Source organism: Rhizobium sp. H4 (genome assembly GCF_003013335.1).
GTDB classification, from domain to species: Bacteria; Pseudomonadota; Alphaproteobacteria; order Rhizobiales; family Rhizobiaceae; genus Rhizobium; species Rhizobium sophoriradicis.
Genome location: NZ_PSOW01000001.1, coordinates 210,517 through 235,760 on the forward strand (window position 1 = coordinate 210,517; position 25,244 = coordinate 235,760).

General features: G+C 61.3%; 21 protein-coding genes. 11 read left to right on the forward strand and 10 right to left on the reverse strand.

The window, feature by feature from the left end:
• Window position 1: 1 nt before the first annotated feature.
• From nrdR to C4N04_RS01090, 5 genes are all read right to left on the reverse strand, one after another.
• The gene (gene nrdR, locus C4N04_RS01070) at window positions 2-478 is read right to left on the reverse strand and encodes a transcriptional regulator NrdR (protein WP_003547190.1); all 477 of its coding nucleotides are present in this window, start codon (window positions 476-478) and stop codon (window positions 2-4) included.
• 9 nt (window positions 479-487) lie between these two features.
• Entirely contained in the window at window positions 488-1,786 is a 1,299-nt protein-coding gene (gene glyA / locus C4N04_RS01075; protein WP_038688083.1) for a serine hydroxymethyltransferase, read from the reverse strand.
• A 216-nt stretch (window positions 1,787-2,002) separates the two neighbouring features.
• Window positions 2,003-3,307, reverse strand: coding sequence for a L,D-transpeptidase family protein (locus C4N04_RS01080; RefSeq protein WP_039618980.1), 1,305 nt, complete (start codon window positions 3,305-3,307; stop codon window positions 2,003-2,005).
• A gap of 433 nt (window positions 3,308-3,740) precedes the next feature.
• Window positions 3,741-4,256 (reverse strand): MarR family winged helix-turn-helix transcriptional regulator, encoded by a 516-nt coding sequence (locus C4N04_RS01085; RefSeq protein ID WP_004673822.1) that lies wholly within the window; start codon window positions 4,254-4,256, stop codon window positions 3,741-3,743.
• Between the two features lie 129 nt (window positions 4,257-4,385).
• Entirely contained in the window at window positions 4,386-4,823 is a 438-nt protein-coding gene (locus C4N04_RS01090; protein WP_039623170.1) for a DUF6163 family protein, read from the reverse strand.
• 128 nt (window positions 4,824-4,951) lie between these two features.
• On the opposite strand from C4N04_RS01090, the gene hemB reads away from it, so the two are divergent.
• From hemB to C4N04_RS01125, 6 genes are all read left to right on the forward strand, one after another.
• Window positions 4,952-5,965: a porphobilinogen synthase gene (gene hemB / locus C4N04_RS01095; protein ID WP_077993241.1), complete on the forward strand. Its 1,014-nt coding sequence runs from the start codon at window positions 4,952-4,954 to the stop codon at window positions 5,963-5,965.
• 134 nt (window positions 5,966-6,099) lie between these two features.
• Window positions 6,100-6,558, forward strand: a complete 459-nt coding sequence (locus tag C4N04_RS01100; RefSeq protein ID WP_009994177.1) for an RDD family protein — start codon at window positions 6,100-6,102, stop codon at window positions 6,556-6,558.
• Window positions 6,559-6,737: 179 nt separating this feature from the next.
• On the forward strand, window positions 6,738-7,514 hold the full coding sequence (locus C4N04_RS01105; RefSeq protein ID WP_039618977.1) for an arginyltransferase: 777 nt from the start codon (window positions 6,738-6,740) through the stop codon (window positions 7,512-7,514).
• A 272-nt stretch (window positions 7,515-7,786) separates the two neighbouring features.
• A complete protein-coding gene (locus C4N04_RS01115) occupies window positions 7,787-8,668 on the forward strand; it encodes a DMT family transporter (RefSeq protein WP_106795268.1) in 882 nt (293 codons plus the stop codon).
• A 61-nt stretch (window positions 8,669-8,729) separates the two neighbouring features.
• Window positions 8,730-8,951: an AbrB/MazE/SpoVT family DNA-binding domain-containing protein gene (locus C4N04_RS01120; protein WP_004673828.1), complete on the forward strand. Its 222-nt coding sequence runs from the start codon at window positions 8,730-8,732 to the stop codon at window positions 8,949-8,951.
• Window positions 8,948-9,340 (forward strand): type II toxin-antitoxin system death-on-curing family toxin, encoded by a 393-nt coding sequence (locus C4N04_RS01125; protein WP_009995995.1) that lies wholly within the window; start codon window positions 8,948-8,950, stop codon window positions 9,338-9,340. The genes C4N04_RS01120 and C4N04_RS01125 overlap by 4 nt, the downstream gene beginning before the upstream one ends.
• Here C4N04_RS01125 and C4N04_RS01130 read toward each other — a convergent pair.
• On the reverse strand, window positions 9,330-9,788 hold the full coding sequence (locus C4N04_RS01130; protein WP_009995994.1) for an SRPBCC domain-containing protein: 459 nt from the start codon (window positions 9,786-9,788) through the stop codon (window positions 9,330-9,332). The two genes, C4N04_RS01125 and C4N04_RS01130, sit on opposite strands and share 11 nt — an antisense overlap.
• A gap of 249 nt (window positions 9,789-10,037) precedes the next feature.
• Window positions 10,038-12,293, reverse strand: a complete 2,256-nt coding sequence (parC, locus tag C4N04_RS01135) for a DNA topoisomerase IV subunit A (RefSeq protein ID WP_077993237.1) — start codon at window positions 12,291-12,293, stop codon at window positions 10,038-10,040.
• Window positions 12,294-12,527: 234 nt separating this feature from the next.
• Here parC and C4N04_RS01140 point away from each other — a divergent pair, with 234 nt between their 5' ends.
• Window positions 12,528-13,715 (forward strand): hypothetical protein, encoded by a 1,188-nt coding sequence (locus tag C4N04_RS01140; RefSeq protein ID WP_038688071.1) that lies wholly within the window; start codon window positions 12,528-12,530, stop codon window positions 13,713-13,715.
• 197 nt (window positions 13,716-13,912) lie between these two features.
• On the opposite strand, the gene aspS is transcribed toward C4N04_RS01140, so the two are convergent.
• Window positions 13,913-15,703, reverse strand: coding sequence for an aspartate--tRNA ligase (gene aspS / locus C4N04_RS01145; protein ID WP_077993235.1), 1,791 nt, complete (start codon window positions 15,701-15,703; stop codon window positions 13,913-13,915).
• A 253-nt stretch (window positions 15,704-15,956) separates the two neighbouring features.
• Here aspS and C4N04_RS01155 point away from each other — a divergent pair, with 253 nt between their 5' ends.
• The 4 genes from C4N04_RS01155 (at window position 15,957) to C4N04_RS01170 (ending at window position 21,229) form a co-directional block, all read left to right on the forward strand.
• A complete protein-coding gene (locus tag C4N04_RS01155; protein ID WP_077993233.1) occupies window positions 15,957-17,348 on the forward strand; it encodes a multicopper oxidase family protein in 1,392 nt (463 codons plus the stop codon).
• Between the two features lie 130 nt (window positions 17,349-17,478).
• Window positions 17,479-18,624, forward strand: coding sequence for a ribonuclease D (gene rnd / locus C4N04_RS01160; RefSeq protein WP_077993228.1), 1,146 nt, complete (start codon window positions 17,479-17,481; stop codon window positions 18,622-18,624).
• A gap of 77 nt (window positions 18,625-18,701) precedes the next feature.
• Entirely contained in the window at window positions 18,702-19,763 is a 1,062-nt protein-coding gene (locus tag C4N04_RS01165) for an adenylate/guanylate cyclase domain-containing protein (protein WP_077993428.1), read from the forward strand.
• 107 nt (window positions 19,764-19,870) lie between these two features.
• Complete coding sequence (locus C4N04_RS01170; protein WP_077993226.1) at window positions 19,871-21,229, forward strand: esterase-like activity of phytase family protein; 1,359 nt, start codon at window positions 19,871-19,873, stop codon at window positions 21,227-21,229.
• Window positions 21,230-21,486: 257 nt separating this feature from the next.
• Here the strand turns inward: C4N04_RS01170 and ppx are convergent, their stop codons facing one another.
• Window positions 21,487-23,007: an exopolyphosphatase gene (gene ppx, locus C4N04_RS01175; RefSeq protein WP_077993225.1), complete on the reverse strand. Its 1,521-nt coding sequence runs from the start codon at window positions 23,005-23,007 to the stop codon at window positions 21,487-21,489.
• A gap of 12 nt (window positions 23,008-23,019) precedes the next feature.
• Window positions 23,020-25,224: an RNA degradosome polyphosphate kinase gene (locus C4N04_RS01180; protein ID WP_038688059.1), complete on the reverse strand. Its 2,205-nt coding sequence runs from the start codon at window positions 25,222-25,224 to the stop codon at window positions 23,020-23,022.
• Window positions 25,225-25,244: the final 20 nt, after the last annotated feature.

Genomic DNA, 25,244 nt, shown 5'->3' on the forward strand with positions numbered 1-25,244 from the left:
CTCATCTGTCCAGCGGGTCGCGGGCAATCTTGGCGTTGATTTCCGAAATGACCTTTTCGAAATCCTCGGCCAGCGAGAAATCCCGGTAGACCGAGGCGTAGCGCACGAAGCCGACATCGTCGAGGCTTTTCATCGCTTCCAGCACCTGCAGGCCGATCTGCTCGGAGGAGATTTCGGTCTCGCCGGAGCTTTCCAGCCGGCGGACGATGCCGGAGACGGCGCGTTCGATGCGGTCGCGCTCGACCGGGCGTTTGCGCAGCGCCACTTCGAAGGAGCGCACCAGCTTGTCGCGATCGAAAGGCACCTTGCGGCCGGTCTTCTTGATGACCATCAGCTCGCGCAGCTGCACACGCTCGAAGGTGGTGAAGCGGCCGCCGCAATCCGGACAGATACGCCGCCGGCGGATGGACGTGTTGTCCTCCGCCGGGCGCGAATCCTTGACCTGAGTATCTTCCGAACCGCAATAGGGGCAGCGCATCGCTACTCCTTACCCCATGTAGTCATACATTGGGAAGCGGTCTGTGAGGTTGACCACTTTGCCGCGCACGGCGGCTTCGACAGCGGCATTGCCTTCGTCGGAATTGGCAACCTTCAAGCCGTCGAGAACCTCGACGATCAGATTGCCGATTTCGCGGAATTCGGCTTCCTTGAAGCCGCGGGTGGTGCCAGCCGGCGCGCCCAGGCGTACGCCCGAGGTGACGAAGGGCTTTTCCGGGTCGAAGGGAATGCCGTTCTTGTTGCAGGTGACGTAGGCGCGGCCGAGAGCGGCCTCGGCGCGTTTGCCGGTGGCGTTCTTCTTGCGCAGGTCGACGAGCATCAGGTGGTTGTCGGTGCCGCCGGAGACGACATCGAGACCACCAGCGATCAGCGTTTCGGCCAGCGCCCGGGCGTTCTTGACGATCTGGGCGGCATATTCCTTGAACTCAGGCTGCAGCGCCTCGCCGAAGGCGACCGCCTTGGCGGCGATGATGTGCATCAGCGGGCCACCCTGCAGACCGGGGAAGACGGCCGAATTGAACTTCTTGGCCAGATCCTCTTCATTGGTGAGGATCACGCCGCCGCGCGGACCGCGCAGCGACTTATGCGTCGTCGTCGTCGCGACATGGCAATGCGGGAACGGCGACGGATGTTGGCCGCCGGCGACGAGACCGGCGATGTGGGCCATATCGACCATCAGATAGGCGCCGACCGAGTCGGCGATCTCGCGGAAGCGCTTCCAGTCCCAGATGCGGGAATAGGCGGTGCCGCCGGCGATGATGAGCTTCGGCTTGTGCTGTTCGGCCTTGCGGGCGACCTCATCCATGTCGAGCAGGTTATCGCCTTCACGCACGCCGTAGGAGACGACGTTGAACCACTTGCCGGACATGTTGACCGGCGAACCATGCGTGAGGTGGCCGCCCGAATTCAGGTCGAGACCCATGAAGGTATCGCCGGGCTGCAGCAGCGCCAGGAACACGGCCTGGTTCATCTGCGAGCCGGAATTCGGCTGGACGTTGGCGAAATTGACGCCGAACAGCTTCTTGGCGCGCTCGATCGCCAGCTCCTCAGCGATATCGACGAACTGGCAGCCGCCGTAATAGCGCTTGCCCGGATAACCCTCGGCATATTTGTTGGTCATGATGGAGCCCTGCGCTTCCAGCACGGCGCGGGAAACGATGTTCTCGGAAGCGATCAGTTCGATCTCGTGCCGTTGGCGACCGAGTTCCTTTCCGATCGCGCCGAAAATCTCGGGATCGACGTCCGCAAGCGAGCGATTGAAGAAGGATTCGGTGGAAGCATTGGTCATGGGCGGGCTCCTCAACTGGAATGCGCTGAGGTATTAGCCTTCCCCCGTGGCAAGGGCAATACGAAGAACGACATTTGCTGAGCAAAGCGCGCGCTCCAGTCGTTTTGCGACAGCGCCCCGCCGGTGAATGATGGCGACGGGATAGAGCGCCCCTCGCCGACATAAAAAAACCGCGCCGGGAGGGCGCGGTTCGAGGGGCGATGCAGAGGTCGCCGCTTATTGCACCGGCTGTTCCATGCCGGCCGTGGTATCGAGCGCCAGCTCGGCATTGCCGTCCATCTGATAAATGTCGTCGCGGAACTGGACGATGCCGTCGGGCATGCCCCAGGCGGAGATGTAGACGAAATAGACCGGAACTTCCGCCGCGAGCTTGATCGGCGTGTTGACGCCGCTTGCGATCACCTGCTCCATCTGCTGGCGGCTCCAGCCGGGGGTCTCGCGCAGCAGCCAGTTCGTCAGGTCGCGCACGTTCTGGACGCGGACGCAGCCCGAGGATTCGAAGCGCATCAGCTTGTTGAACAGGCCCTGCTGCGGCGTGTCGTGCATGTACTCGCCGTTCTTGTTGTAGAAGTTGATCTTCGTCGATGCCATGGCATTGATCTTGCCGGGGTCCTGACGGAACATCAGGTTCGGCGCCTCGCCGTTCCAGTCGACGGTCTCGGGGGCGACTTCGTTGCCCTTGCCGTCGATCAGACGGATGGCGTTCTTTTCGAGATAGGTCGGATCCTTCCGCATCAGCGGCATGATGTCTTTCTCGACGATCGAGCGCGGCGCCGTCCAGTAAGGATTGAGGATGACCTCGTAGATCTTCGAATTGACAAGATGCGTCGGGCGGCTCAAGCGGCCGACAACCGCGGTATGACGCGTCGCGACACTGCCGTCTTCAACCGCCTCGACATAGGCAGCCGGAATGTTGACCATCAGGTGACGGCGGCCCAAGTCTTCGGGGAAGGTCTGCAGACGGACGATATTGGTGTTGAGCTGCTGCAGGCGGACATCGGCGGGGATGTTCATCGCCTTCAGCGTGAATTCGCCGAGAACGCCATCGGCTGGCAGGCCGTGACGCGCCTGGAAGCGCTTGACGGCGCCGTCGACATAGGAATCGAAGGCGCTCGACAGGCCGGCTTCGCGCGGCAGGTCGCCGGTGATCGCCAGGCGCTGGCGCAGCGCCTGGACGGCGGGATGGCTGACGCCGAGTTGCAGGCGCTGGTCGCCGGGATTGACTTCAGGCCAGCCGCCGGCGGCAGCGATCTGCTGATACTGCATGATCGCCTGCTGGGCGCTGGCGACCGATTGAGGTCCGAGGATCGGCGTGTTGGAAACGACGGCGGTCGCCGTGCGCGAAGCCGCCTTGGCGTCGAACTGGTCGTCCCAGTTGCCGCGGCGCGGCGCATTCAGGAGCCCATCGAGCGCCGATTGCGCCAATGCAGGTCCGGCAGCAAGCGCGCCGGCGCCAACCGTTGCCGCCGACGCCAGGAAAGCGCGGCGCGAAAGAGCTTCAATTCCGTTTTTCTTCGACATAGTCCCAACCACTGAATGCCGCGATAAAGGAAAGCCGCGGCTCTTTGCGATATCACTGCGCCGTAACGCAGATCACTGTGCACTCGTTGTCCCGGCGCATCAAAACTCCGCCCGTCTCATCACAAGAATGCGATGCGACAGCCTGGAATCTCTGATCGGTTCAAGCGCCGGTTGTTATACCTTCCGCTGCCACACCAATATGGCCAATTCGTGTTACCGGCTCGGAGGATAGACCGCCGGATGTCGGATACACGACGCAACGAACCATGACGAGCTAAACGGTGCCGGTTAATAACGGCTAAAAAACGGCTTGAATACAGGCGATAACGCTTGCCCTGCCCTGCGTTGCAAAGATGCCACGCGGGCAAACGGCAAAACCGGACGCGCAGGGACACGTCCGGTTTTCTGCAACCCTGAAAGGAGGTCAGGGATTTTAGAGACGATACATGATCGAGTCGTTCCAGAAGCGGTCGAGGCGCTGGAGCAGCTTGTTCATCTGGGTGAACTCGTCGGTGCCGATTCCGCCGACCTTGTCGATAGAGGCGATGTGCCGTTCGTAGAGCTTCGCCACCGTCTCGGCGATGTCCTGGCCGGTTTCTGTCAGGCTGATGCGGACCGAGCGGCGGTCGATGCGCGAGCGCTGGTGGTTGATGAAGCCGAGATCGACCAGCTTCTTGACGTTGTAGGAAACGTTGGAGCCGAGATAGTAGCCGCGCGAGCGCAGCTCGCCGGCGGTCAGCTCGGAATTGCCGATGTTGAAAAGGAGCAGCGCCTGGATGGCGTTGACGTCGCTGCGGCCCTGACGGTCGAACTCGTCCTTGATGACGTCGAGAAGACGACGGTGAAGACGTTCAACAAGATGAAGGGATTCCATGTAAAGATCACGGATGCCCTGATCCTGCTGGTCACGGAAGTTCGATACCGCCTGCGGCTTGATTTTCGTGTTCATATTGACTGCCTCACTGTTTGATTGGCGGTGTCGTTTTCTTCCCGCCTTGAGTGAGACCCTATCGAATACATATAAAATTCGACTTAAACCGCAGGCTTAACGGAGCCTTACTGGGAACCCCACGTTGTCTCAGGGTAAATCAACGCTTACCTGGCGGCGGTGCCGGCGCTTTTCCAGCCATAGCAGCAGGCGGAAAATGCAGTAGACGACGGCGACCATGAGATGCAGCAGGATGATCAGCTTGTTGGGGCCGAAAATATCCGGCAGCAGGCCATACATCAGGACCTGGCCGCCGGCCGCCAGCACCCAGATGACCGGCCCCCAGGAGACGGTGAGCCACAGACCGAGGGACGCGACGGGGAAGAGCACGGCCAGGCTGGTGCTTGCCACTTTCCACGGCAGGCTCAAAAGATCGAAGCGGCCGGCGCCGACCAGCGAATAACCGACGAGCATCGCCCAGTATTGCAGGCCGAACCAGAAGCAGGATACGGCGACCAGCCTCAGGAAGAGAATGAAGAGGAGATCCGCCAGCGTGCGTTTCGGGATCGTCGGGCTATCGGTTTCCATTGCGCAGACTTGGTTCCAGTTACATCGTCATAAGGTGTTTTCCGCCGCGGCCAATCGTCCGGTTTGGATTTTCCGGGCGCCATGATAATGAGCGCTCCGATAAATGGAATGGGCTGGGGATAGATATCATGCAGGACAGGACGCATCTCGTCGACGACATCACCGGCCATCGCCGCATGCGGCGCAACCGCAAGGCGGATTGGACGCGCCGGCTGGTGCAGGAGAACCGGCTGACCGTCGACGACCTGATCTGGCCGATCTTCATCGTGCCGGGTTCCGGCATCGTCGATCCAATCGAGGCCATGCCGGGCGTCAACCGCATGAGCATCGACAAGGCCGTCGAAGCCGCACGCGAAGCGGCCGGCCTCGGCATTCCGGCGCTCGCCACCTTTCCGAACATCGAAATGGAACTGCGCGACGAGACCGGCTCGAACAGCCTCGAAGCCAATAACCTGATCAACCAGGCGACGGCGGCGATCAAGAAGGCGGTGCCCAATATCGGCGTCATCACCGACGTGGCGCTCGATCCCTTCACCAGCCATGGCCATGACGGAATCTTGAGAGACGGCGAGATCGTCAATGACGAGACCGTCGACCAGGTGGCGCGCGCCGCCGTGATGCAGGCGGATGCCGGCGCCGACATCATCGCGCCGTCGGAGATGATGGACGGACGCATCGGCGCGATCCGCATGGCACTCGACGCGGCCGGCCACCAGAGCGTCGGTATCATGAGCTATGCGACGAAATTCGCTTCCGCCTTCTATGGACCTTATCGCGAGGCGATCTCGACCGGGGGGCTGCTGAAGGGCGACAAGAAGACCTATTATATCGACCCGGCCAACGGCACAGAAGCGATCCGCGATGCGGCCCTCGACGTCGAGGAAGGCGCCGACATGCTGATGGTCAAGCCCGGCCTGCCCTATCTCGATATCTGCTGGCGGATGAAAGAGGCTTTCGGTCTGCCGACCTTCGCCTACCAGGTTTCAGGCGAATATAGCCAGATCAAGGCGGCAGCGATGAACGGCTGGATCGATGGCGAGCGGGCGATGCTGGAAACGCTGCTGTCCTTCAAGCGGGCGGGATGCGATGGCATCCTCACCTATTTCGCAGTCGAGGTGGCGAGAATTCTCAGCAAACGGTGAGTACGAGCATACGGCCAAAATCTGCGCGGTTTTCGGCCGGCATCCTGCTCGATTTCCTGGTTTCGATGCGGATGATTGTATTTTGCTTCGTCGATACCATATCAGCGGCATCGCTTTTGCGAGAGGAGATCGAGATGAGCTACAACCCCAATCCGCTTTTTGCTGCACCGGAGGACTGGCGCGCCTATAGCGGCGTGTTGAGCCGCCGTGTCCTTGCCTTCATCCTCGACTACCTCATCGTGGCGCTGCTGTGGATCCCCGCAGCGATCGTGCTGTTCTTCCTGTCGATCATCACGCTCGGGCTCGGCTTCCTTCTCTACCCTGCCCTCTTCGTCATCGTCGCCGGGATTTACTTCGGCCTGACCGTCGGCGGACCGAGCCAGGCATCGCTCGGCATGCGGGCGATGGGGATCGCGATCGTGCGCGTCGATGGGCGGCCGATGGATTTCCTGACGGCGATCGTGCATCTGGCGCTGTTCTGGATCCTCAATTCGGTGCTGACGCCGCTCATCCTGCTCGCCGGCCTGTTCATCGAACGCAGCCGCCTGATTCACGACCTGCTGGTCGGCACGGTGACGGTGCGCACCGCTTGAAACGCGGCGGGGATGAAATAAAGTCTCCGCCTTCCCTTTGCCGCCTGTTGCAGACACTCCATATTTAACTTTAGAAGACTGAAATGAAGGACGGGAATCGTCCGGCTGTTGACGTTTTCTATTCTTAGGTCATGCTGTCAGAAAACGGCACTGTCTCGACAAGGAAACTTCCGCGACAAATGAATACGCAGACAACGCCATCCCCGCAGTTTTATCTGACGGCTCCGGCTGCGTGTCCGTATCTGCCGCATGAGATGGAGCGCAAGGTCTTCACTCATCTGGTCGGCCCGCGTGCGGCCGAGATGAACGACATCCTGACACAAGGCGGTTTCCGCCGCTCGCAGAACATCGCCTACCGCCCGGCCTGCGAATCCTGTCGCGCCTGTGTTTCCGTGCGGATTCTCGCCCAGGAATTCGAACCGACGAAATCGATGAAGCGGGTGCTTGCCGCCAATTCCGACGTCATCGCCACCGAATTCACCGCCCAGCCTTCCAGCGAACAATATTCGCTCTTCCGACGCTATCTCGACTACCGCCACCAGCAGGGCGGCATGTCCGATATGACCGTGCTCGACTATGCGATCATGGTGGAAGACACGCATGTGAATACGCGAATCGTCGAATACCGCCGGCGCGAGGAAGGTTCCGGACTGGAGGAGCGGCCGAAGGGCGAGCTGCTTGCCGCGGCGCTGACCGATACGATGAGCGACGGGTTGTCGATGGTCTATTCCTATTTCAATCCCGGGCTCGAGCGGCGTTCGCTCGGCACGTTCATGATTCTCGACCATATCAGGCGCACCAGGGCGCTCGGCCTGCCGCATGTCTACCTTGGCTACTGGGTGCAAGGGTCGCGGAAAATGGACTACAAGACACGCTTCCAGCCACAGGAACATCTGACCCCGCGCGGCTGGGAGCGTTTCGATCCCTCCTCCATGCGCGAAAGCAATCAGGATTAGAGCCTTTCCTGGTCAGATCGAAGCATTCTGTTGGCTCAAACGGAGACGGACGGTCGACCGGCCGGCGCGCGTCGTAGCCCAGTTCTACGGCCAAGCCGGCCGGTCGATCAGCCGGCCCGTTTCAGCCAACCCGAAGGGCCGGGCATCTTTCCGCCAGGATCAGAGGCGATCGGCTCGGACGTACCTTGGGGTATGCCCATCGCCAATCGCCTCTGCCCTGACGAAAACCTGCTCCGGCAGAATGCTTCAATCTGACCAGGAAAGGCTCTGAAATGTCCACCGCTCTTTCCGACCATCGGAAGGGTCTGCTGCTGACGGCAATCGGCGGGCTGGCGCTTTCCATGGATATCCCGCTCGTGCGCCTTGGCGATGGCGATATCTGGTCGATTCTGGGCGTGCGAAGCGCTGCGACGGTTCTCGCCACACTCATCATCCTTGGCGCGATGCGTCTCGCCTCAGGCAGATGGCCGGTGCTCGTTCCAGGTCGGCCCGGTCTGCTCGCCGGTCTGCTCTACGGCCTCTCCTCCCTCACTTTCGTGCTGGCAGTCTTCAATACGACCACAGCCAACGTCGTCTTCATCGTCGCCTTCAACCCGATGTTCGGCGCGCTTCTTTCCTGGACTTTCCTCAAGGAGAAGCCGCAGCCCTCAACGCTGATCGCCATGCTGTTCATGATCGTCGGCGTCGGACTGATCGTGAGCGAGGGGCTTTCCAGCGGCCATTTCTTCGGCGACGCTATGGCCATTCTCAGCGCGCTTATACTTGCGGCGGCCATCACAATCGGGCGCGCCTCACGCCGGGAAATGGGCTTCGTGCCGTTGCTTGCGGCCATTCTGCCGGCCGCGCTCGGGCTTGCGCAAGCTCTGCCTTCGGGGCTCTCGGTCGCCTATCCCGGATGGATCCTCCTCAACGGCGCCATCGTAATGCCCGTCGCCTTTTGGTGCCTGGCGACCGGGCCGCGATACCTCTCTGCCCCAGAGGTCGGCATGTTCTACCTGCTCGAAACCGTCCTCGCCCCGATCTGGGTCTGGCTGATCTTTGCGGAAACGCCGGCGACGATGACGCTCCTTGGCGGCGGCATTCTGGTGGCGGCGATCGCCGGGCATTGCTTCTGGATGGTCCGGCGAAGGAGCGTCAGGCCATCGGCGGAATAGACGTTGCCGCCTGTCAATCCCTCATGTTATAACTACGTTACCACATAAGAGGATGAAGCAAATGAACGTCACGATCCGCAAGATCGGTAATTCCGAAGGGGTTATCATTCCTAAAGAGGTGTTGCAGCGGTTGGGTCTCAGCAGCGGAGACAGCCTCGAACTGCGGGAGATCGAGGGTAACATCCACCTCGTGCCGGAATCAGCAGACCTCGCCGAACAAATGCGGGCAGCCCGCATCGGCATGGAAAAATATCGAGTGGCGCTGCGCGAACTCGCAAAATGATACGGCTTAAATGGCTCGGCCGCCAAGCGGTCGAAAATATGCATGGTGAGCAGATTGCCGAGCATGGCGGTTTGTCTGGTCTGCGAGATGCCAATGCATTGGAAACCAGCTTGGCACGTCCACTCAACAAGGCTGCATATGGCGAAACCGATATCTTCGTACTCGCCGCAGCCTATCTCTACGGCATCGTTAGGAACCACCCATTCGTGGATGGAAACAAGCGTACAGGCTATCTCGCGGCGTTTACGTTTCTCTACCTCAACCGGTACGTCATCGATGCAGATAACGCGCAGGTCATTGCATTTGTATTAGACGTCGCAGCCGGCGAGATCGACGAAGAAGGTGCGACCCGCTTCCTCAGGGATTTCAGCGTGCCGCTCACCCCGTAGCCTTCATCTGCTGCTGTTCCAGCTCGCGGCCGAGCCCTTCGACGATATGCGCCCAGCCTTTTCGGGTCTTTTCCTCATGCGCGGCCCACTCGGCACACATTTCGTGAGTCAGCGTCAGACGGCTGCCGCCGCCAAGGGGCTCGATGTCGATTTCCACGCGGTCGCAATTGTGGTCGTGCTCTTCGACCGAGAAGCAGAAGACCATGCGGCGCGGTCGCTTCAATTCCAGGAAAACGCCCTGGTGGAAGGCGTCGCCGGTCGGGCGGCGGTCGACGATGAAAAAGCGGCCGCCGACATGCGGATCGATATCGGCGCGGATGACGTGACCGTCATCGGTGGCAAACAGGAAACGGCGGGCGATCTCGGGGTTGAGCCAGGCGTCGTAGACGACAGCGGGCGGCACTCTATAGGTGTGGCTGACATGCAATTTGATGGTGCTGGCGGGCATCGATTTTCCTCCGGTAAGGGCACGCGCGCCTTCCCCAGGCGTACGGGCCACAGCCAGTTCCGTCCGCCCACAGAATCGGCCTTCTCTTCTTTTCGGTAACAGCAGAGAGATAGAGAAGTTCCGGCGGCCGCCAAGAGACGGGCGACGGAATTTTTGCGGCTCGGAGCATTCGAGCACAGAAATGCTCGGCCCCTTTGTTTTCACGCAGTTCTCAAGGCAAAATCGCCCCGCAACTTTGCCGCAATCACGTTAACCGGCGAATTTACCGCTGCGCGGAAAACCCTTCGGCACGGTGCGGCCGGCGCTGGCGCGGTCGCCCAGCCATTCGGCAAGCTCGTCCTTGTTCTTCGTGAAGGTACGGCCAGCACTGTCTTCCCAGACGAGGCCATCCGACATCGCAAAGCAGCGGACGTCCGAAATGCCGCCATCCTTGTAACGCTGCAGGCGAACGCCCTTGCCGCGCGTCATTTCGGGCACCTGCGCCAAGGGAAAGACCAGCAGCTTGCGGTTTTCGCCGACCACGGCGACATGGTCGCCGCCGACGGGCACGAGCAGCTGCGTTTCCTCGGGCAGCGCGACATTCATGATCTGCTTGCCCTTGCGAGTATTGGCGATCAGCTCGGCCTCGGCAACGACGAAGCCGTTGCCGGCCGTCGAGACGATCAGCTGCTTGCGCGCGGGATCGTGGACGAAAGCGGTCAGCACCGCCTGGTCGTTGTCCATGTCGACCATGATGCGCAGCGGCTCGCCGTGGCCGCGACCGCCCGGCAGCTTGTCACCGCCGAGCGTGAAGGCCTTGCCGCCTGTCGTGACGATCAGGATCTTGTCCGTCGTCTGCGCCGGGAAGGCCACCTTCAGGCCATCGCCTTCCTTGAAGGTCAGCGTCGCCGTATCGGCGATATGGCCCTTCAGGGCGCGGATCCAGCCCTTTTCAGAAATGACGACAGTGATCGGTTCCTTCTCGATCATCGCCTGCTGGATCGCTTCCTCATCGGCCTCCGGCGCGTCGGCGAACTGGGTGCGGCGGCGGCCGACCTCGGTCGCCTTGGCGAATTTCTTCTTCACTTCGCCGATTTCCCAGGCAACCGTCTGCCACTGCTTGTCGTCGGAGGCTAGCAGCGCCTCGATCTCGCTCTTTTCCTTGGTGAGTTCGTCGAACTCCTTGCGGATCTCGAATTCTTCCAGCTTGCGCAGGGCGCGCAGCCGCATGTTGAGGATCGCCTCGACCTGATTGTCGGTCAGATCCCAGCGCGCCATCATGACCGGCTTCGGCTCGTCTTCCTCGCGGATGATGCGGATGACTTCATCGATATTCAGATAGGCGACCAGAAGGCCGCCGAGGATCTCGAGACGTTTGTCGATCGCTGCCAGGCGGAAGCGCGAGCGGCGCTGCAGCACCTCGCGGCGGTGGTCCAGCCACTCCTTCAGCACCTCGTTCAAAGCCATGACCCGCGGGATGCGGCCCATCGACAGAACGTTCATGTTGAGCGGGAAGCGGCTTTCGAGCTCCGTCAGCTTGAACATGGATTCCATCAGAATCGTCGGATCGACGCTCCTGGATTTCGGCACCAGGACGACACGGATGTCCTCGGCCGACTCGTCACGGATATCTTCGAGCAGCGGCAGCTTTCGGGCGATCAGCAGTTCGGCGATCTTCTCGATCAGCCGCGATTTCTGCACCTGGAAGGGAATTTCGGTGATGACGATCTGGTAGCCGCCACGGCCGAGATCCTCGGTTTGCCATTTGGCCCGCACACGGAAACCGCCGCGGCCGGTGCGATAGCTCTCGATGATGCTGTCGCGGCTGTCGATAATGATGCCGCCTGTGGGGAAATCCGGGCCGGGGATGAATTCGACGAGCTTTTCGACGGTGGCATCAGGATGCTTGATCAGATGCAGCGCGGCGTCGCAAAGCTCATGGGCATTGTGCGAGGGGATCGAGGTGGCCATGCCGACGGCGATGCCGGAGGAGCCGTTGGCGAGCAGGTTCGGGAAGGCGCCGGGAAGGACGACCGGCTCGGAATTCGATTCGTCATAGGTGTCACGGAAATCGACGGCATCCTGGTCTATGCCTTCGAGCAGCAGTTCGGAAACCGCCGTCATCTTCGATTCGGTGTAACGCATGGCGGCGGGGCTGTCGCCATCGATATTGCCGAAATTGCCCTGGCCGTTGACGAGCGTGTAGCGCTGCGAGAAATCCTGGGCGAGACGGGCAAGCGCGTCATAGATCGATTGGTCGCCATGTGGATGGTAGTTACCCATCACTTCGCCGACGATCTTGGCGCATTTCCTGAAGGCCGAGGTCGGCCTCAACCCCATCTCGTTCATCGCATAGACGATGCGGCGATGGACGGGCTTCAGCCCGTCGCGCACGTCAGGCAGAGCGCGATGCATGATGGTCGACAGCGCATAAGCAAGATAGCGCTGCTCGAGAGCCGCCTTGAGGTCGACCGGTTGGATATTGTCGTCGTCTCCGCCGGAAGGCGGCAAAATCTCTTGTCCCATGGGTCTTGACTAGCCCAGAAGCGGCCGGCGGGCAAGGAATCCGGGGTATTGCAGCTGTGGATGAAGTCTTGGCACCGACATCAAAGGATGAGACAAACGTTCGGCCGCAATTTGGACTTCGTTTGCCGTTCCTTTCAACGGAAATTTAGAAGTCCGCAAATACAAAGCGGGCCCAATCCGTAGTAGCGTAACTGCAGATTTCCAACCGCCACCACGCCACCAGAGGAATCACCCATGAACATTTACCGGACAACGCGGCTGATGCTGTCGGGCGCCGCCTTTTTCTCCCTCGCCGGCTCGGCTTTCGCTCTCGACGGCGCCGATCTCTTGAAGAAGATCAATGCCGCCTATGAGGCTCAAGGCGGAACGATTTCGGCTGAAGGCGTCGATATCAACGGAACGACCGTGACGTTGAAGAATGTGACGGTCAAGCCGACCGGCGGCGAAAGCCTGCCCATCGGCGAAGTCACCCTTTCCGGCGTGGAGGAAGACGAGGAAGGCGGCTATTACATCGAGGAAGCGGCCTTCCCCGACATCAACAAGACGGGAGACGGCGTGACCGTTACGGCGCAGGAACTGACGCTGGGCGGCATTTCCGTCCCGGCAACGCCGGGCGGCGACACACTCGATGGCATGATGCTTTACGAGACTGCCCATACCGGCCCGCTGAAAGTGGTCAAGGACGGCACGGAAGTCTTCTCGCTGCTTCAAAGCGACATGAACTTGACGCTGCGCGAGGACGAATCCGGCTTCGATTTCGACGGCGCCTTCAAGAGCATGAAGGCCGATCTCACCAAGACTGACGATCCCAAGAGCAAGGATGCGATCGAGAAGCTCGCCCTGCAGCACGTCCAGGGCGACATCACCATGAAGGGCGCCTGGGAGCTCGGGCCCGGCACGATAGACGTTTCGGAAATCGGCTTCGACTTCACCAACATCGGCAAGCTCAACCTCGGCTTCAAGATCTCCGGCTATACGATGGCCTTCATGAAATCGATGCAAGATGCGATGAAGGAGTCCGAAGCCAATCCGAACAAGGAACAGGCGCAGCAGGCGCTCGGCCTTGCCATGCTGGGTCTGATGCAGCAGCTGTCCTTCGAAGGCGCACAGGTGCGCTTCGAGGATGCCTCGATCACCAAGCGCGCGCTCGATTACGCCGGTGCGCAGCAGAACATGTCGGGCAAGCAGATGGCGGATTCGCTGAAGGCGATGACGCCGATCATGCTGGCGCAGCTCAACATCCCGGAACTTCAGAACGCCGTTTCGGCCGCCGTCAACACCTTCCTCGACGACCCGAAGAGCCTGACCGTTAAGGCCACCCCCGAAAAGCCGGTGCCCTTCCCGACCATCGTCGGTGCCGCCATGGGCGCTCCGAACACGTTGCCGCAGGTGCTCGGCGTCAAGGTTTCGGCCAACGACTGATCGCTTTGATCTGAACACGAAAAGGCTCGGCGGACCACTCCGCCGAGCCTTTTATCTTTTTGAAGGCGACCTCTCTCCGGCCTCGTCCTGAGGTGCCCCGCAGGGCCTCGAAGGACGAGGCTGGCCACGGAAGTTCATCTTGTAGCGCGTGGTGCCGTACCGTAAGGAGGCCGGTCGGCGCTTTGCAGCCTGTTATATCAGTCCTTCTTGACCGGCGGGATGGGCCGGATCGAGAGCTCGCGCAGCTGCGTCGGGGTTGCCGGGGTCGGCGCGCCCATCAGCAGGTCCTGGGCCTGCTGGTTCATCGGGAACAGCGAGATCTCACGCAGGTTCTTGGCGCCGACGAGCAGCATGACGATGCGGTCGATGCCGAAAGCCGCACCGCCATGCGGCGGGGCGCCGTACTGGAAGGCGCGGTAGAGACCGCCGAAACGATCCTCGACGTCCTGCTGGCTGAGGCCGACCTTCTCGAAGGCGGCGACCATGGTTTCCGGCGACTGGTTGCGGATCGAGCCCGAGGCGATTTCGAAGCCGTTGCAGACGGCATCGTACTGGAAGGCCTTGATCGTCAGCGGATCCTGGTTCTGCAGCGCATCGAGGCCACCCTGCGGCATCGAGAACGGGTTGTGGGCGAAATCGACCTTCTTCTCCTCGTCGTTCCATTCGAAGAAGGGGAAGTCGACGATCCAGCAGAGTTCGAAGCGGTCGCGGTCGACGAGGTTCAGTTCCTCGCCGGCCTTGGTGCGCGCTTCGCCGGCAAACTTGTAGAATTTTTCCGGCTCGCCGGCGACGAAGAAGCAGGCGTCGCCATCGCCGAGGCCGAGCTGGGTGCGGATCGCTTCGGTGCGCTCCTCGCCGATGTTCTTGGCGAGCGGTCCCGCACCTTCGAGCTTGTCGTTCTCGCTGCGCCAGAAGATATAGCCGAGGCCGGGCTGGCCCTGGCTCTGCGCCCAGGCGTTCATCCGGTCGCAGAAGGCGCGCGAGCCGCCGGTCTTTGCCGGGATCGCCCAGATCTGAACCTTCGGGTTGGAAGCGATCATGCCGGCGAAGACCTTGAAGCCGGAGCCGGCGAAATGGTCGGTTACCGCTTCCATGACGATCGGGTTGCGCAGATCCGGCTTGTCTGTACCATATTTGCGGATCGCCTCGTCATAGGGGATGCGCGGCCATTCCTTGGTGACCGGCTTGCCTTCGGCGAACTCCTCAAAAATCTGGGTCATCAGCGGACCCATGGTGTTCCAGACATCTTCCTGGGTGACGAAACTCATTTCGAGGTCGAGCTGGTAGAATTCGCCTGGCAGGCGGTCGGCGCGCGGGTCCTCGTCGCGGAAGCACGGCGCGATCTGGAAGTAGCGGTCGAAGCCGGCAACCATCAGCAGCTGCTTGTACTGCTGCGGCGCTTGCGGCAGCGCGTAGAAAGTGCCGGGATGGATGCGCGAGGGAACGAGGAAGTCGCGCGCGCCTTCCGGCGAGGAGGCCGTCAGGATCGGCGTCGTATATTCGGTGAAGCCGACAGCGCCCATTTCGCGGCGCATCGCCGAGATGACCAGGGTGCGCTTGACGATGTTCCGGTGCAGCGTTTCGCGGCGAAGATCGAGGAAGCGGTATTTGAGGCGGACGTCTTCAGGGTAATCAGGCTCGCCAAAAACCGGCAGCGGCAATTCCTTGGCGGCGGACAGTACCTCGATCTCCTGCGCGTAGAGCTCGATCTCGCCGGTCGCCATTGTCTTGTTGACGGTGTCTTCGGTGCGGGCCTTGACGAGGCCGTCGATGCGGATGACCCATTCGCCACGCACGGTCTCGGCCAGCTTGAAGGCCGGGCTGTCGGGATCGGCGACGACCTGGGTGATGCCGTAATGATCGCGAAGGTCGATGAACAGAACGCCGCCATGGTCGCGAACGCGATGGACCCAGCCGGAGATACGGACGGTCGAGCCGACATCCGTCTTGCGGAGGGCGGCGCATGTGTGGCTGCGATAGCGATGCATGATCTCAATTCCTGGCATGTGGCTTAAGACGGCAGCAAGGGTTCAAACGCCCTCAAGCGCCGACAAGAAAATCGGGCGGAAAAGCGCATGGACGCTCCGATTTGTCAAGGCTTGGCGCGTGCTCGCCACGCGATTGGCACGCGTTTATGGCGAAGCCGCGGCCCGTAGCTGCGGCAGTTTGGCTGCGCTTGCCGTATTGATGAAGGTGGCGGTCAACTTTAAAAGGAGGTGCATTCTCATCGTGGAGCCACGCATGCCTTTCCTGACCCGCCGCAACCTTCTCAAGGCCTCCGCTGTCGCGGGCGCCTACGGAGTCGGCATGGGCATTGCCGGCAAATTCGGACCTGCCGCGGCAGCACCGGAGCCGCAGCTGCTGACGGCTGTGAAGACCGAGGCCATGCTGACCGAGAAAGGGCCGACCCGGGATGTCATGAGCTGGGGCCATGACGGCATGCCGCCGGTTCTGAGGATGACGAAAGGGCAGCCCTACGCGGCACGGCTGAACAACCAGCTGGACGAGCCGACGACGATCCACTGGCATGGGCTGCGCATCGACAACCGCATGGACGGCGTGCCCTTCGTAACGCAGCCCTATATCTACACCGGCGACAGCTTCGACTATGCTTTCACGCCACCCGATGCCGGCACTTTCTGGTATCACCCGCATTGCAACACGCTGACGCAGATGGGACACGGCATGACCGGCATGCTCGTGGTCGAGGACCCGGCCGATCCCGATTTCGATGCCGAGGTACTGCTGAACCTGCGCGACTGGCGGCTTGGCGGAGACGGGCAGTTCATCGCCCCCTTTCGGCCGCGCGATGCCGCCAAGAGCGGCACATACGGCACGGTGCGCACTGCCAATTGGCATCAGGAACCGCAATATGACGCGCCGGCCGGGGGACTGGTGCGGCTGCGCATCGCCATCACCGACGTGACGCGCATTTTCTCGCTGACGATGGGGGGCGCCGATGCGACCGTCATCGCCATCGACGGCAATCCGGTGCCGAAACGCTTTCCCCTCGACTTGCTACAGCTCGGGCCCGGACAGCGGCTCGATCTTGCCGTGCGCATGCCGGACGGCGAAGGTGCCGTCGCGACGCTCGAGGATATCCGCGGCACGACGCCGAAGACGATTGCCAGCCTGCGCGCCGTTGGACCGTCGTTGAAACGCAATATCGGCGATCTCGGCCCGCTTGCCGAAAACCCCGTTCCTAAGGCCGATCTTTCCGCTGCCGAACAGATTCCGCTGGTGTTGAGCGCCACCGCGGAAAATGCCGCCGTCGAGAGTATCTGCGGCACGCTCGGCTACAGCTTCTGGGCGATCAACAAGGTGCCCTGGCCGGGCGATACCCCGAATCCGACGGCGCCGCTGGCGGAACTGAAGCTCGGCAAGAGCTATGTCTTCAATCTGGAGAACACAACGCCGCACGCCCATCCGATCCATCTGCACGGCATGAGCTTCACGGTTATCTCGTCCTCGACGCGGGAGGTGATGCCGCTCATCTCCGACACCTACCTCGTCCAGCCGGACGAGAAGGTGCAATTGGCCCTCGTCGCCGACAATCCCGGCGACTGGGTGCTGCATTGCCACATCATCGAACATCAGAAGACCGGCATGACCAGCTATGTCAGAGTGAGCTGAAGCATTTGCTTGCCTCAGTTTGGACGTGATTCTTCGCCAGCAATGCGCGAAGCTTATGCTGTTGTATTGACATATCGAAGCGAAAGGAGAAGGAAGGTTCAACCGACCTTTTCCTTGCGAATGAATTGATATGATCGAAACCACCGCCGATTTGGCGGCCGCCTGCAAAGAGCTGGCCAAGTCCGACTTCATTACCATCGACACCGAATTCCTGCGTGAGACGACCTTCTGGCCGGAGCTCTGCCTGATCCAGATGGCAAGCCCGACATTAGAGGTTCTCGTCGATCCGCTGGCCAAGGGCATCGACCTCGCCCCCTTCTTCGAGTTGATGGCCGACACCAAGGTGCTGAAAGTCTTTCATGCCGCACGCCAGGACATCGAAATCATCTTCAATCGCGGCAATCTCATTCCGCATCCGATCTTCGACACGCAGGTCGCCGCGATGGTCTGCGGTTTCGGCGACAGCGTCTCCTATGATCAGCTGGTCAGTCGCATCAAGAACGTCCATATCGACAAGTCGTCGCGCTTCACCGACTGGAGCCGCCGGCCGCTTTCCGACAAGCAGCTGGAATATGCGCTGGCCGACGTCACGCATCTGCGCGACGTCTATCTGTCGCTGAGTTCACAGCTCGACCGCGAAGGCCGCACGTCGTGGCTTCGCGAGGAAATGGACGTTCTCGAGGCCCGCGAAACCTACGACATGCATCCTGATGACGCCTGGCAGCGGCTGAAGATGCGATTGCGCAAGCCGCAGGAGCTGGCGATCCTGAAATATGTCGCCGCCTGGCGCGAGCGCGAGGCACGGGCGCGCAACGTGCCGCGTTCGCGCGTCTTGAAGGACGATGCGATCTACGAGATCGCCCAGCAGCAGCCCAAGGATACAGAAGCGCTCGGCCGGTTGCGCACCATTCCGAAGGGCTGGGAGCGCTCGACCTCCGGCGCCGCCGTCATCGAGGCCGTCAACGCGGCGCTCGCGCTTCCGAAGGCGGAGATGCCACATGCGCCGCGGCAGGCGCAGGCCCCTGAAGGGGCCGCTGCCGCCGTCGAACTCCTGAAGGTGCTGTTGAAGCTGATCTCGGAAAAACACGGCGTAGCGCCGAAGGTGATCGCCAACAGCGAGGATCTCGACAAGATCGCCGCCGATGGCGAGAAGGCCGACGTCGCGGCCCTGCACGGCTGGCGGCGCGATCTTTTCGGCGAGCCGGCGCTGCAGCTGATCCAGGGCCAGATCGGACTGCGATTCGCCGGCCGGAAGGTTGAAACCGTCGCGCTCTGACACCAAATCGAATTCGCTTGACGCTGTTTTCCCAGCTGAAACAATGGCCGGGCGAAACTGCGAAGCGAAGGGGCGGCATGCGGGAAATATCTCCGACGCAGAACTGGATCCTGATCGTCCTCGTCCTGGCGGCGAGCGGCGTCGTCTATGATTCGATGTTCTACTCCGACCAGACGCCGGTCATCGGCGCGATCTTCGCGCTTTTCATCGGCATGCCGATCATCGCCTTCGAGCGCAAGGTGCTGTTCCGGGGGCTCTACCGGCGCATCCAGAAGCTGCCGACCTTCATCTTCATCATCACTGAGCTGGTGATCTACGAGATCCTGATGAGCATCGGCTTTGCCTGCGCCGGCCTGCTCCTTCGGGCCTTCGGCGTGCTGAAGCCGTCGTCGCTCCTCGATCTCGTCATCATGCCCTTCGACGTCTTCCTCTATGCGCTTGCCGTCTGCTCGGCACTGATCTTCATCCTTCGCGTGCGCGAACTGCTCGGCCGCGAAGTATTCGTCAGCATGCTCATCAGCCGCTATCGCAATCCAGTCAAGGAAGAGCGTGTCTTCCTGTTCATCGATCTCGTCGATTCGACAGCTTTTGCCGAAAAGCACGGCGACCTCCGGGCACAGCAGCTGCTGAGCTCGCTGTTTGCGACTTTCGCCGAGCCGGTCCGGCGCCACAAGGGCATGATCAACGACTATGTCGGCGATGCGGCGATCATTACGTGGCCGCTTGCCCGTGGCGTCAAGGATGCGCGCTGCGTGCGCTGCATCTTCGATATCATCGCCGATATCGAAGCCAATGCCGCCGGCTGGCGGAAAAATTACGGACAGGTACCGAAGCTTCGCGCCGCCCTTCATGGCGGCGAGATCATCACCGCGGAAGTCGGCGTCGATCACCACAAGATCAGCTATTTCGGCGATACGGTGAATACGACCGCGCGGCTGGAGACGCTCTGCCGCAGTCTGAACCGACAGGTGCTGATCTCCGCGGAGCTTGCCCGGCGCTTGACCTTTCCCGACGACATCTCCTGCGACGATCTCGGCATCCATGCCGTCAAGGGACGCGGCCAGGCGCTCGGCGTCATGGCGCTTTCCTCGCGTGCGGTGACCGTTCTGAACACGCCCGCAGTCGTTCTGCACGGCTGAGCAAGCGCTTTTATCACCCGTCACCAAAGCTTCACCCAACCGTCAATTCGCTGACACGGAAGCCCTGCTAAGCGGAAAGCCATTCGCATCCGTTCCATGGGGATATTATGAAGAACGTCCTTTTTGCTTCCGTATCGCTTTTCATCCTGATTGCCGGCCCCGTTTCGGCCGACCAGCAGCAATTCCCGGCCAAGCTCGCCGGCCAGGCGATCCTGCCTGCCAACACCATGGTTGCGGCCCCGGCCAATGCCCCCGAATTCCTCAAGCATTCCGGCAAGTTCACGACGCAAGACCGCAAGCGCACCGAAGCGCTCGGCACCGTTCCCGGCAAGGACGGTGCACGTGTGACCGACCTGAAGCTTCCGTTCGACGGCCAGCCGATCCAGGGTTTCTCGGGCATCAAGACGATGGCCGACGGCACGTTCTGGACGCTCTCCGATAATGGCTTCGGTTCCAAGGCCAATTCCTCCGACTCCATGCTGTTCCTGCATCAGATGAAGTTCGACTGGGCCGCCAACAAGGCTGAAGTCGTCAACAACCTCTTCCTCTCCGACCCGAACAAGATCGCTCCGTTCCCGATCGTGCTCGAAGGCACCGACACGCGCTACCTCACCGGGGCCGACTTCGACATCGAATCGATCCAGCCGGTTGCCGATGGTTTCTGGCTCGGCGACGAGTTCGGCCCCTATATCCTGAAATTCGACACCGCGGGCCGCCTGACAGATGTGATTGCCACCACGCTCGACGGCAAGCCGGTGCTGTCGCCCGACAATCCGCTGATCCAGCTGCCGGGCAATCCGGCCGCGAAGATGCCGGTCTTCAACCTGAAGCGTTCCGGCGGCTTCGAAGGCCTCGCCATGTCGAAGGACGGCGCCAAGCTCTACGGCCTGCTCGAAGGCGCCATCTACAAGGATGACGGCACGATGGAAACGGCCGACGGCCACACCGCCATCCGCATCATCGAATTCGACGCCGCCGCCAAGAAGTGGACCGGCCGCAGCTGGCTCTATCCGTTCGATGACAAGGGCGTGTCGATCGGCGATTTCAACATGCTCGACGATACGACCGCTCTCGTCATCGAGCGCGACAGCGGCGCCGGCACCAAGGACAAGGCCTGCGCCGATCCGAAGCAGCCGAAGCCGGATTGCTTCGAGGCGCCGACTGAACTGAAGCGCGTCTACAAGATCGAGTTCAACGACGCCAATGCCGGCAAGGCCGTCCGCAAGATCGGCTATATCGACCTCTTGAACATCCAGGACCCCGACAACAAGAAGAAGGCCGGAGCCAAGGACGGCGTCTACGACATGCCGTTCGTGACGATCGAAAACGTCGATCGCGTCGACGCCACCCACATCATCATCGGCAACGACAACAACCTGCCCTTCTCGGCCGGCCGCGCCGTCGACAAGGCGGATAATAACGAGTTCAGCCTGCTTGAGGTTGGTGAGTTTTTGAACGCGAAGTAATTCGGGTTTGATGTGAGATGGAGGGGCGGTGCGGAAGTGCCGCCTTTTTCTTTGGTTTACGCACCCACTTCCTCCCTCATTCCTGTGCTCGTCACAGGAATCCAGTGCGCTCAAGTCCTTGAGCGCGGGAGAATCTTTAAAAGCAAGTGAGTCATTCACCGCGCGGACGCGCGGTGGCTGGATTCCTGTGACGAGCACAGGAATGAGGGAGAGTGGAGGGATGGCGCCGTCAACAACGGCCCTTAAAAATCTCTGCCCTATTCGAACCGAAACGCCAGCCTCTTATTCGTTAGCCGCGACAGCTGCTGCAGGCGGCCGTCCAGGCGTTCGCCGGCGAAATCGCGATATTCGGAGGGAACGACGAATTCGAGGTCGAAGTCCGGGTTCGATGATCTGCGGAAGGTCAGGTTCTTGACGATGCCCGGCATCGAGGCCGAGAAGAGGTAGACGACGCGGAGCATGCCGCCGAGCAGCTTGGCGCGCTCGATGAAGGGTGGCGTGGCGATCTGCGCAAGCGGGCCGGTGGCGCCGTCGTCGTGCAGCCCCTCGAAACGGTAATAATTGGTCAGTGCGATGAAGGCACGGCCGGGATGGCTGATGCCGACGAAGGAAGAGTGGGCGATGACGTTCAGTGCCTGCAGGCCGCGATAGTCAGGGTGGGCGCGCCAGCTGATATCGGCGAGCAGACAGGCGGCCTGGCGATAGCGGCTTTCCTCTTCGGTTTCCTGGACGTCGAAGAAGGGCATCATCCGGCCGGTCCATTCCGCCAGTTCGCGGGCATGCTCGGGCGACCGGGCACGCAGGATCGCCAATTCACCGGCGGCGGCCAGCAGCGGATCGAGACGGCGCTCACCCTCGGACAGCAGCGAGTAGAGATAGCCCTCGCGCACACCTTGCGCCGAAAAGGAAATCATCGACGGCTTCATGGCGCTCAGCACTTCCTTCATGGCGACGGCGCCGAAGGGCAGCAGCGACCTGCGGTGCTTGGACACGGCCTGCAGCGCCGGCTCCTTGGAATCGCGCGCGGTCACCACCTGTTCGAGGAACAGCATCATCGCTTCGAGCGAGACTTCATAACCCTGCATCATATGCAGCGGATAATGTGTCATCTCCATATGCAGCTTGGCGATGTTTCGCCAGGTGCCGCCAACGGCGTAGAAAGTGCGCCCCTCGCCCTTCGACAAGAGCTTTGCCGTCTTCACCTGCTTGCGGGCGAAGGCTCTGGCCTTGGAAAGCGAGCCGCCCGCATATTCCGACAGGCGCAGGCCGCCGAGCGGCAGCGTGATGCCCTTGCCGAACTCCTTGCCCTTGATGTCGATCAGTTCCAGCGAGCCGCCGCCGAGATCGCCGGCAATGCCGTCGGGATTGAAGAAGCCGCTGATAATGCCGAGCGAGGCGAATTTCGCCTCCTCCTCCCCCGACAGCACGCGAACCTTACGGCCGAGGATGGTTTCCGCCTGATGGATGAAATCGGGACCGTTGCTCGCCTCGCGGGCGGCGGCCGTCGCCAGCACATACATGGTGGCGGCGCGCGCCTGGTCGGACAGAGCCTTGAAACGGTGCAGCGCCGCCAGAGCCCTGATGACGCTCTCTTCATCCATCTTGCCGGTGACGGCTATGCCCTTGCCGAGGCCGCAGAGGACCTTTTCGTTGAAAAGAATGGTCGGCGAGCGGGACATGCCTTCGTAGACGACGAGACGAATGGAATTCGATCCGATGTCGACAACGGAGACCGGAGCGATCCCTGGAAGGCGCCCCTGGGCTTCAGATTCAACCATTTAGGTCCAGTATTACTTGTTGTTGCGGCCTTCGAGCAGGCCGGCGATGAGTTTCGGCGCGCTGGACTTCAGAGCTTCACCACGGCCCGACAGGCTCGGATTGGTCATGAAATACTGCTGCGCATTGAACGGTTCCTCGCCCCTGCGCACTTCCATGCGGCGCGACGTACCGTCGGGCAATATCTCGTAGCTTTGTTGATTGTCAATCACGTTGCCGAGCATAATCTGTGACAAGACCTGCTCGTGAACCGTCGGATTCGTCAGCGGAACCATGGTCTCGACGCGACGATCGAGATTTCTCGGCATCATGTCGGCCGAACCGATGTAAACCAGCGCCTTGTCGGACGGCAGGCCGTAGCCGTTGCCGAAGCAGAAGATGCGGCTGTGCTCGAGGAAGCGGCCGACGATCGACTTGACGCGGATCTTCTCCGAGAGACCAGGCACCTGCGGACGCAGGCAGCAGATGCCGCGCACGACGAGATCGATCTCGACGCCGGCATGGCTGGCGCGATAGAGCGCATCGATGATATCAGGATCGACGAGCGAGTTCATCTTCATCCAGATCGCCGCCGGAGCACCGTTCCTGGCATGCTGAATCTCTTCCTCGATGTGGCGCAGGATGCGCGGCCGCATCGTGTAGGGCGAAATCGCCAGCTGCATGCCCTGTTCCGGCTCGCCGTAACCGGTGATGAAGTTGAAGATGTTCGCCATGTCGTGGGCGATGACGGGATTGCAGGTGAAATAGGAGAGATCGGTATAGATCTTGGCGGTGATCGGGTGGTAGTTGCCGGTCCCGAGGTGGCAATAGGTCCTGAGCTTGCCCTCCTCACGCCGGACGACCATCGACATCTTGGCGTGGGTCTTGAGCTCGATGAAGCCGAAGACGACCTGCACGCCGGCGCGTTCGAGGTCGCGCGCCCAGCGGATGTTCGCCTCTTCGTCGAAACGGGCCTTGAGCTCGACCAGCGCCGTCACCGACTTGCCGGCCTCGGCGGCGTCGATCAGCGCACGGACGATCGGGCTGTCGTTGGAGGTGCGGTAAAGCGTCTGCTTTATCGCCAGGACGTCAGGATCGCGCGCAGCCTGGAGAAGAAACTGAACGACCACGTCGAAAGATTCGTAGGGGTGATGGACGACCATGTCCTTTTCGCGGATGGCGGCGAAGCAGTCGCCGGCATGTTCGCGGACGCGCTCGGGAAATCGCGCATTGTAGGGCTGAAACCGGAGATCGTCGCGCGGCGCCTTGGTGATCTCCGACAGGGTGTTCAACGCCAGAAGTCCCGGCAGAACGGCGACGCGGTTCTCGGGGATGCTCAACGCCTGAACGACGAACTGGCGCAGCGAAGCCGGCATTTCCGAGTCAGTCTCGATGCGGATGACCTTGCCGCGGCGGCGCCGCTTCAGCGCCGTTTCGAAGAAGCGGACGAGATCCTCGGCCTCTTCCTCGACTTCAATATCGCTGTCGCGGATGACGCGGAAAGTACCTGAGCCCTGCACCTCGTAACCCGGGTAGAGCCGATGGATGAAGATGTTGGCGACATCTTCCAGCGTGATGTAGCGGATCGTGTTCGCATCATCCGGCAGGCGGACGAAGCGGTCGAGCGCCGGCGGCAGGCGCAAGAGCGCCGTCATCGGCTCGCGACCGTTCTTGCTGACGAGCTGCAGGCCGATCGAAAAACCGAGATTGGGAATGAACGGGAACGGGTGGGCCGGGTCGATCGACAGCGGCGTCAGCACCGGAAAGATCGCCTGTTCGAATTCGGCGGCCAGCCATTGGCGGTCGGCATCGCTGAGCGCGCCGGGACGCACGATCAGGATGTCTTCCTTGGCGAGATATTGCTGCAGCACGGCGAGCGAGGCCTGCTGCTCCATCTGCAGATGGTCGATCTCCTGCAGGATCGAGTCGAGCTGCTCGGCCGGCGTCTTGCCGTCAGGGCTGCGGATGGCGATGTTCTGACGCACCTGGCCCTCGAGGCCGGCGACGCGCACCATGAAGAACTCGTCGAGATTGGCGGCGGAAATCGACAGGAAGCGGACGCGCTCGAGCAGCGGATGCTCGGTATTCAAGGTCTCTTCGAGAACTCGGCGATTGAATTGCAGCCAGGAGAATTCGCGGTTGATGAAGCGTTCGGGGCTGGTCAGCAGCTCTTCCAGCGGGGGCGTGTTGTCGTTGGTTTCCGGAGTGAGTTCCTGATGTTCTGCGACTGCGCTATCCATGGTCCACTACCCCGTTTTCA

Bases quoted from the DNA above. Each gene is read 5' to 3' on its own strand.
- ppx (WP_077993225.1), bottom strand. From the start codon at position 23,007: ATGGTTGAATCTGAAGCCCAGGGGCGCCTTCCAGGGATCGCTCCGGTC.
- C4N04_RS01085 (WP_004673822.1), bottom strand. From the start codon at position 4,256: ATGAACACGAAAATCAAGCCGCAGGCGGTATCGAACTTCCGTGACCAG.
- C4N04_RS01130 (WP_009995994.1), bottom strand. From the start codon at position 9,788: ATGCCCGCCAGCACCATCAAATTGCATGTCAGCCACACCTATAGAGTG.
- C4N04_RS01140 (WP_038688071.1), top strand. From the start codon at position 12,528: ATGAACATTTACCGGACAACGCGGCTGATGCTGTCGGGCGCCGCCTTT.
- parC (WP_077993237.1), bottom strand. From the start codon at position 12,293: ATGGGACAAGAGATTTTGCCGCCTTCCGGCGGAGACGACGACAATATC.
- C4N04_RS01165 (WP_077993428.1), top strand. From the start codon at position 18,702: ATGCGGGAAATATCTCCGACGCAGAACTGGATCCTGATCGTCCTCGTC.
- C4N04_RS01125 (WP_009995995.1), top strand. From the start codon at position 8,948: ATGATACGGCTTAAATGGCTCGGCCGCCAAGCGGTCGAAAATATGCAT.
- C4N04_RS01105 (WP_039618977.1), top strand. From the start codon at position 6,738: ATGAATACGCAGACAACGCCATCCCCGCAGTTTTATCTGACGGCTCCG.
- C4N04_RS01180 (WP_038688059.1), bottom strand. From the start codon at position 25,224: ATGGATAGCGCAGTCGCAGAACATCAGGAACTCACTCCGGAAACCAAC.
- nrdR (WP_003547190.1), bottom strand. From the start codon at position 478: ATGCGCTGCCCCTATTGCGGTTCGGAAGATACTCAGGTCAAGGATTCG.
- C4N04_RS01120 (WP_004673828.1), top strand. From the start codon at position 8,730: ATGAACGTCACGATCCGCAAGATCGGTAATTCCGAAGGGGTTATCATT.
- C4N04_RS01155 (WP_077993233.1), top strand. From the start codon at position 15,957: ATGCCTTTCCTGACCCGCCGCAACCTTCTCAAGGCCTCCGCTGTCGCG.
- C4N04_RS01080 (WP_039618980.1), bottom strand. From the start codon at position 3,307: ATGTCGAAGAAAAACGGAATTGAAGCTCTTTCGCGCCGCGCTTTCCTG.
- glyA (WP_038688083.1), bottom strand. From the start codon at position 1,786: ATGACCAATGCTTCCACCGAATCCTTCTTCAATCGCTCGCTTGCGGAC.
- C4N04_RS01115 (WP_106795268.1), top strand. From the start codon at position 7,787: ATGTCCACCGCTCTTTCCGACCATCGGAAGGGTCTGCTGCTGACGGCA.
- C4N04_RS01100 (WP_009994177.1), top strand. From the start codon at position 6,100: ATGAGCTACAACCCCAATCCGCTTTTTGCTGCACCGGAGGACTGGCGC.
- rnd (WP_077993228.1), top strand. From the start codon at position 17,479: ATGATCGAAACCACCGCCGATTTGGCGGCCGCCTGCAAAGAGCTGGCC.
- hemB (WP_077993241.1), top strand. From the start codon at position 4,952: ATGCAGGACAGGACGCATCTCGTCGACGACATCACCGGCCATCGCCGC.
- C4N04_RS01090 (WP_039623170.1), bottom strand. From the start codon at position 4,823: ATGGAAACCGATAGCCCGACGATCCCGAAACGCACGCTGGCGGATCTC.
- C4N04_RS01170 (WP_077993226.1), top strand. From the start codon at position 19,871: ATGAAGAACGTCCTTTTTGCTTCCGTATCGCTTTTCATCCTGATTGCC.
- aspS (WP_077993235.1), bottom strand. From the start codon at position 15,703: ATGCATCGCTATCGCAGCCACACATGCGCCGCCCTCCGCAAGACGGAT.